The 5,283-nt window shown below is 63.2% G+C and carries 6 protein-coding genes; 5 read left to right on the forward strand and 1 reads right to left on the reverse strand.

Annotation, left to right across the window (positions count from 1 at the left end; translation table 11 throughout):
- The coding region (locus E5W87_RS32025) for a 2-oxoglutarate and iron-dependent oxygenase domain-containing protein (RefSeq protein ID WP_292406927.1) at positions 1–702 on the reverse strand (702 nt) is incomplete at its 3' end.
- Between E5W87_RS32025 and E5W87_RS32030 the strand changes: the two genes are divergently transcribed.
- From E5W87_RS32030 to E5W87_RS32050, 5 genes are all read left to right on the forward strand, one after another.
- On the forward strand, positions 701–970 hold the full coding sequence (locus E5W87_RS32030; protein WP_292406931.1) for a hypothetical protein: 270 nt from the start codon (positions 701–703) through the stop codon (positions 968–970). The genes E5W87_RS32025 and E5W87_RS32030 overlap by 2 nt on opposite strands.
- Positions 924–2,084, forward strand: a complete 1,161-nt coding sequence (locus E5W87_RS32035) for a carbohydrate kinase (RefSeq protein ID WP_287073341.1) — start codon at positions 924–926, stop codon at positions 2,082–2,084. The genes E5W87_RS32030 and E5W87_RS32035 overlap by 47 nt, the downstream gene beginning before the upstream one ends.
- Before the next feature lie 30 nt (positions 2,085–2,114).
- Positions 2,115–3,044, forward strand: a complete 930-nt coding sequence (locus E5W87_RS32040) for a pseudouridine-5'-phosphate glycosidase (protein WP_292406938.1) — start codon at positions 2,115–2,117, stop codon at positions 3,042–3,044.
- 70 nt (positions 3,045–3,114) lie between these two features.
- On the forward strand, positions 3,115–3,936 hold the full coding sequence (locus E5W87_RS32045; RefSeq protein WP_292406942.1) for an enoyl-CoA hydratase/isomerase family protein: 822 nt from the start codon (positions 3,115–3,117) through the stop codon (positions 3,934–3,936).
- Positions 3,937–3,939: 3 nt separating this feature from the next.
- On the forward strand, positions 3,940–5,283 hold a 1,344-nt coding region (locus E5W87_RS32050; RefSeq protein WP_292406945.1), incomplete at its 3' end, for a CoA-binding protein.

A 5,283-nucleotide genomic window follows, 5' to 3' on the forward strand; every position in this document is an offset into this window, starting at 1 on the left:
GTCGAGCCAGCGGCCGTCGCGGGTTTGCACTTGCAATCCGCCGGACGACGCCTCCGAACGCAGGATGGTCATGAAGCCGTAGTCGGTGTGGACGCCGGCGCGAAGCTGGCCGGGCAGGGGGTCCAATTCCTGTTCGGGATAATTGATGACCCGCAGTGCCGACAGATGGTTCTCGAAAGCCGGTTCGAAATAGTCGGGCTCGAGGCCGATCGCCTGGCAAAAGATCCGGCGCAGGTGCCTCGCCAGCGTTTCCATCTCGGAGAAATAGTCGCGAAAGGCGCTTTCGATACCATCGGGTTGGTCAGGCCATGCGTCGCCCTTGAGGCGCAGGCCGAAATTCAGGCTTTCCTTGTAGTCGCCGGGCGTCTTGATGCCCTTGGTGGCGGCCAGCGCTTCGTCGGCGATCGGCGAGAAGGCGACGCCGCCGTTCAGGCCGGTTCCGCGCCCGTGGCTGCGCTTGTAGTCCTCCGGAAGGTCGAAGAAGGCGCGCGCCAGATTATAGAGCCGCATCGTCCTTTCCGGCGACACGCCATGGCCGGTGACCAGAAAGAAGCCGGTGGTCCGGCAGGCAGTCTCGATAGCCCTGACGACAGCGCCGGCGCCGGCCTCGCCGCGAATGAAGGGCCCGACATCGACGACGGGAATTCCCTGATCTGTTGTTTCGGCTTGATCTGTTGCTTCGACTTGAGGCGCAGGCTGCATGATCGCGATCACCTTCCTGTTGGAAATGTCAAACGCAGAAGGCGAAAACCAGGCATGGCCGCTTCAGGGTGTTGAAGCAGTGAAAGCGGGCAGGGCGGATGATCTCGCATGCGCATCGCTGTGCCTTCTCTTGTGCCTTGTCCCGCTTCGAGAGAAGCCGGGGAAACGCCGGTTTGATGGACGTTATAGCTACAAACGAATGTTGACAAGATCATCTGTTGTTGTCCATATCGAAAATGTTCAGCTACGAATTGGACGGGCCGGGTGAGACGATGGACGACCTTGGAGCACAGGAACAAGCGGTTCTGGATCTCATCGCGGCGAACCCCTTCGCCGGCCAGCAGGACATAGCGACTGCGCTCGGTATTGCCCGTTCGACCGTCGCGGCCCACATCGTGCAACTCGTCAACAAGGGCTACATTCTCGGCCGCGGCTATGTCTTGCCGGCCTCCAAGCGCATGATCTGCATCGGCGGCGCGGTCCTGGACCGCAAGTACCATGCCAAGAAGGATCTGATCTTCGAGACGTCGAACCCGGTCGACGGCTATCGCAGCTTCGGCGGCGTCGCCCGCAACGTCGCCGAGAACCTTGTCCGCCTCGGCGTCGACGTAAGCTTCGTTTCGATTGTCGGCGATGATGAAACCGGCCGCTCTCTGGTGCGGCATTTGCGCGATCTCGGCGCCGACGTCAGCCAGGTGATCACCACCACGGAGCGTCCGACGGCCGAATACGCGGCCATTCTCGATCTCAACAACGATCTCGTGCTTGGCATCGCCGACATGGAGATTTTCGATCTGTTTTCACCGTCCTATCTCGACCGCTTCTGGCCGCATTTGGCTTCGGCGACATGGGTGTTCATCGACTGCAACCTGCCGGCCGCGACGATCGCCGCGCTGATGTCACGCAAGCAGGGCGCGCGCTTCAAGCTCGCCGTCGACACGGTCTCGTCGCCGAAATCGGCGCGCCTGCCAAAAGATCTGACCGGCATCGACCTGTTGTTCACCAATCACGACGAGGCCAACACGATGCTTGGCATCACCGATGCCGACAAACGGCTGAAGCCGAAAGAGGCTGCGGCGGCGCTGCGCGCGGCAGGTGCTGCCGAGGTCATCGTGACCATGGGCGCGCATGGATTTGCGGTGGCGACTGAAAGCGGCGTGGCGACGATGCGTTCTGTGCCTGCCCGTGCCGTCGACATCACCGGCGCCGGCGACGCGATGATTGCCGGCACCATGTACAAGGTGCTTTCGGGAGATCCCGTGCCCCACGCGGCGCGTACCGGGGCGCTGCTCGCCACGCTGACCACCGAGAGCGAATCCAGCGTCCATCCCGATCTGTCGCCGCGCTTTCTCACCGCCGGCATGTACCGCATTCCCGCTTGAAAGCGAGACGACCCTGAAAGCGAGACGACGATGAAATCTTCCCTCCTTCACCTGAACGACGAAGTCGCGGCAGCACTCCGGGAAGGCCGCGCGGTGGTGGCGCTGGAATCGACGATCATCACCCACGGCATGCCCTATCCGGCCAATCTGGAGACCGCGCGCGGTGTCGAAACCGTGGTGCGCGAGAACGGCGCTGTGCCGGCCACGATCGCGGTGGTTGCGGGCAAGATCAAGGTCGGGCTCGATGACACTGAGTTGGAAAAGCTGGCAGCGGCAAAAGACGTGGTCAAGGCATCCGGGCGCGACCTCGCCGCAATCATGGTGGGCGGCGGATCGGCCGGCACCACGGTCTCGGCGACGATGCGGATCGCAGCATTGGCCGGCATCGGCATTTTCGCGACGGGCGGCGTCGGCGGCGTGCATCGCGGCGCCGAAGCCACTTTCGATATCTCTGCCGACCTGACCGAACTCGGCCAGACCGGCACCACCGTCGTCTGCGCCGGCGTGAAGTCGATCCTCGATATGGCAAAAACGCTGGAGTATCTGGAGACACAACGCGTGCCGGTGATTGCCTATCAGAGTGATGATTTTCCGGCCTTCTATACGCGCTCCAGCGGCCTGAAAGCCGATCACCGCCTCGACACGCCGGAGGAGATTGCTGGGGCCATGCTGCTGCACGAGCAGATCGGCTCGGGCACAGGCATCCTCGTCGCCAATCCAATTCCCGAGACGGATGCGCTCGACCCGGCCTTCATTGACGGCACGATCGCGGCGGCGGTGGCGGAGGCCGAGAAACGCGGCATCGGCCGCAAGGAGCTGACGCCGTTCCTGCTCGCCCGTATCAACGAGCTTTCGCAAGGCCGCAGCCTGAAGGCCAACATCGCGCTGGTCCGCAACAACGCCGCACTCGCCGCCCGGATCGCAGTGGCGCATGCGCGGTTGAAGGGCATGGCAGCGTAGACAAGGTCAACTCCCAGCCCGGCTTCACCGACCTCCGATTTCCGACAGCCGAAAATACCAGGAGAAACGCATGAGCGCACAGGCCACCTACGAGACGATCCTTTACGAGAAGGACGCGACCGACAAGTTCGCGACGATCACTATCAATCGTCCCGACAAGCTCAATGCGATGAACAAGACGGTAATCCGCGAGATCGACAAGGCTCTGGCGGCTGCCGTTGCCGATCCTGATATCAACGCACTGGTAATCACCGGCGCCGGCCGTGCCTTCTCCTCCGGCTACGATCTGCAGGGCGGCGACTTCGATGTCGACATCGATTTCTGGCGCGAGGACATGGGCGAAAATGCCGAAGCGCTGCTCAACATCTGGAAGGCGCCGATCCCGGTCATCGCGTCCGTCAACGGCTATGCACTGGCCGGCGCGCTTGAACTGATGATGTGCTGCGACCTGGCGATTGCCGCCGACAATGCAAAATTCGGCGAGCCTGAGGTGCGCCACAACTCCGGCCCGCCGGCGCTGATGATGCCCTGGCTGCTCGCCACGCGCGACGTGCGCTGGCTGATGTACACGGGCGACCTTGTCGACGCCGAGGAGGCGCTGCGCATGCATCTGATCAACAGGATCGTGCCGGCCGATGAGTTGAAGGAAAAAACGGAAAACCTCGCCCGCAAGCTGGCGCGCATGCCGGTTCCGGCGCTGAAATTCACCAAGGCGTCGATCAACAACCAGCAGATGGTGGCCGGGCTGCTGCCGTCCTTCCAGTATAATATCGAGGCGATTGCAGCACTGCATGTGACCAAGCAAGGCCGTGAATGGATGGCCAACCTCGCCAAAATGAGCCTCAAGGAATATCTCGCTTTCCGCGACGGCCCCTTCAAGGGCCTCGACTGAGCCGTGACCGGCTCTGCCGCTTCGCATGAGGCGATGCGGGCGCTGATGGCGCCGCGTTCAGTCGCCGTCATTGGTGCCACGGAACGGGCTGACGCGTCGTCGAGCTACGTCATGCGCAATTTGATGGCGTTCGGATTCTCCGGCGCCATCATCCCGGTGCATCCCAAGGCCGAAACGGTCTTCGGCATCGCGGCCATCCCGTCGCTCGACCGGCTTGATGCGCCGGCAGACGTGGCGGTGATCGGCATCGGCGCGGCTCACGTTCTGAGTGCGCTTGAAGACGCCGGCAAGGCTGGCGTCAAGGCGGCTGTCGTACTGGCCAGCGGCTTCGCCGAGACCGATGAGGAGGGCAGGGTGCGCCAGCAGGCACTGGTCGGGGTCGCGCGAAAACATGGCATGGCGGTCTGCGGGCCGAACTGCCTCGGCCTGTTCAATTTGCAAAGCGGTGCTGCCCTTTATTCCTCGACGCTGTCGCCCAACCTCAGAAAAGGCGAGTTGGCCATCCTGTCGCATTCCGGCGCCAGCGCCATCGCGCTTGCCAATTCCGGACGCTTCGGCTTGAGCCATATCGTCTCGTCGGGTAACAGCGCGGCGACCGATCTCCCGGACTATCTTGCCTATCTAGCCGATGACGAGGCGACCCGCGTCATTGGCCTTGTCGTGGAAGCAATCCGCGACCCCATCTCCTTCTCGTCAGCAATGCAGGTGGCGCATGCCGCCGGCAAAAAGGTGATTGCTCTGCGTGCCGGCAAGTCGAGCAAAGGTGCCGAGGCCGCCGCAGCGCATACCGGCTCGCTCGCCGCCGCCAACGAAGCCTATGAAGCCTTCTTCCGGCGGACCGGCGTGATCGAGGTCGCCGACATGGACGAGTTCGTTGAGACCGCCGCGCTTTGCCTCATGCTGAAAGCCAAGCCGGCCCGAAAGGGCGTCGCGGTCGTTGGCGTCAGCGGCGGCGGGGTCGCCCATGTGTCTGACATCGCCGAGCAGGTCGGCATCGATTTGCCGGAGTTTTCGCAGCAGACAATCGCGCGGCTGAAAGCCATGCTGCCGTCTTTCGCGACGCCTCAGAACCCGGTCGACACCACGGGCGTGGTCTTCGCCCATGGCGGGGTCTACGGCAGCGTGCTCGAAATCCTGGCGCAGGACGCTTCGGTTGGCTTGATCGTCGCCACGCAGGATGCGCCTGTCGGCCTCGATGCCGGCGGTGCTGCCGAATATGCCGGCATTGCCGACGCCGTTGCCGCCTACGCAAAGGACGCGACCGTTCCCGCCATCTTCATGAGCAACCTCTCCTCCGGGCACCATCCAGTGGTCCGGGACAGGCTTGCCGGTGTGCCGGTGCTCAAC

The organism is Mesorhizobium sp., from assembly GCF_004962925.1.
Classification (GTDB): domain Bacteria; phylum Pseudomonadota; class Alphaproteobacteria; order Rhizobiales; family Rhizobiaceae; genus Mesorhizobium.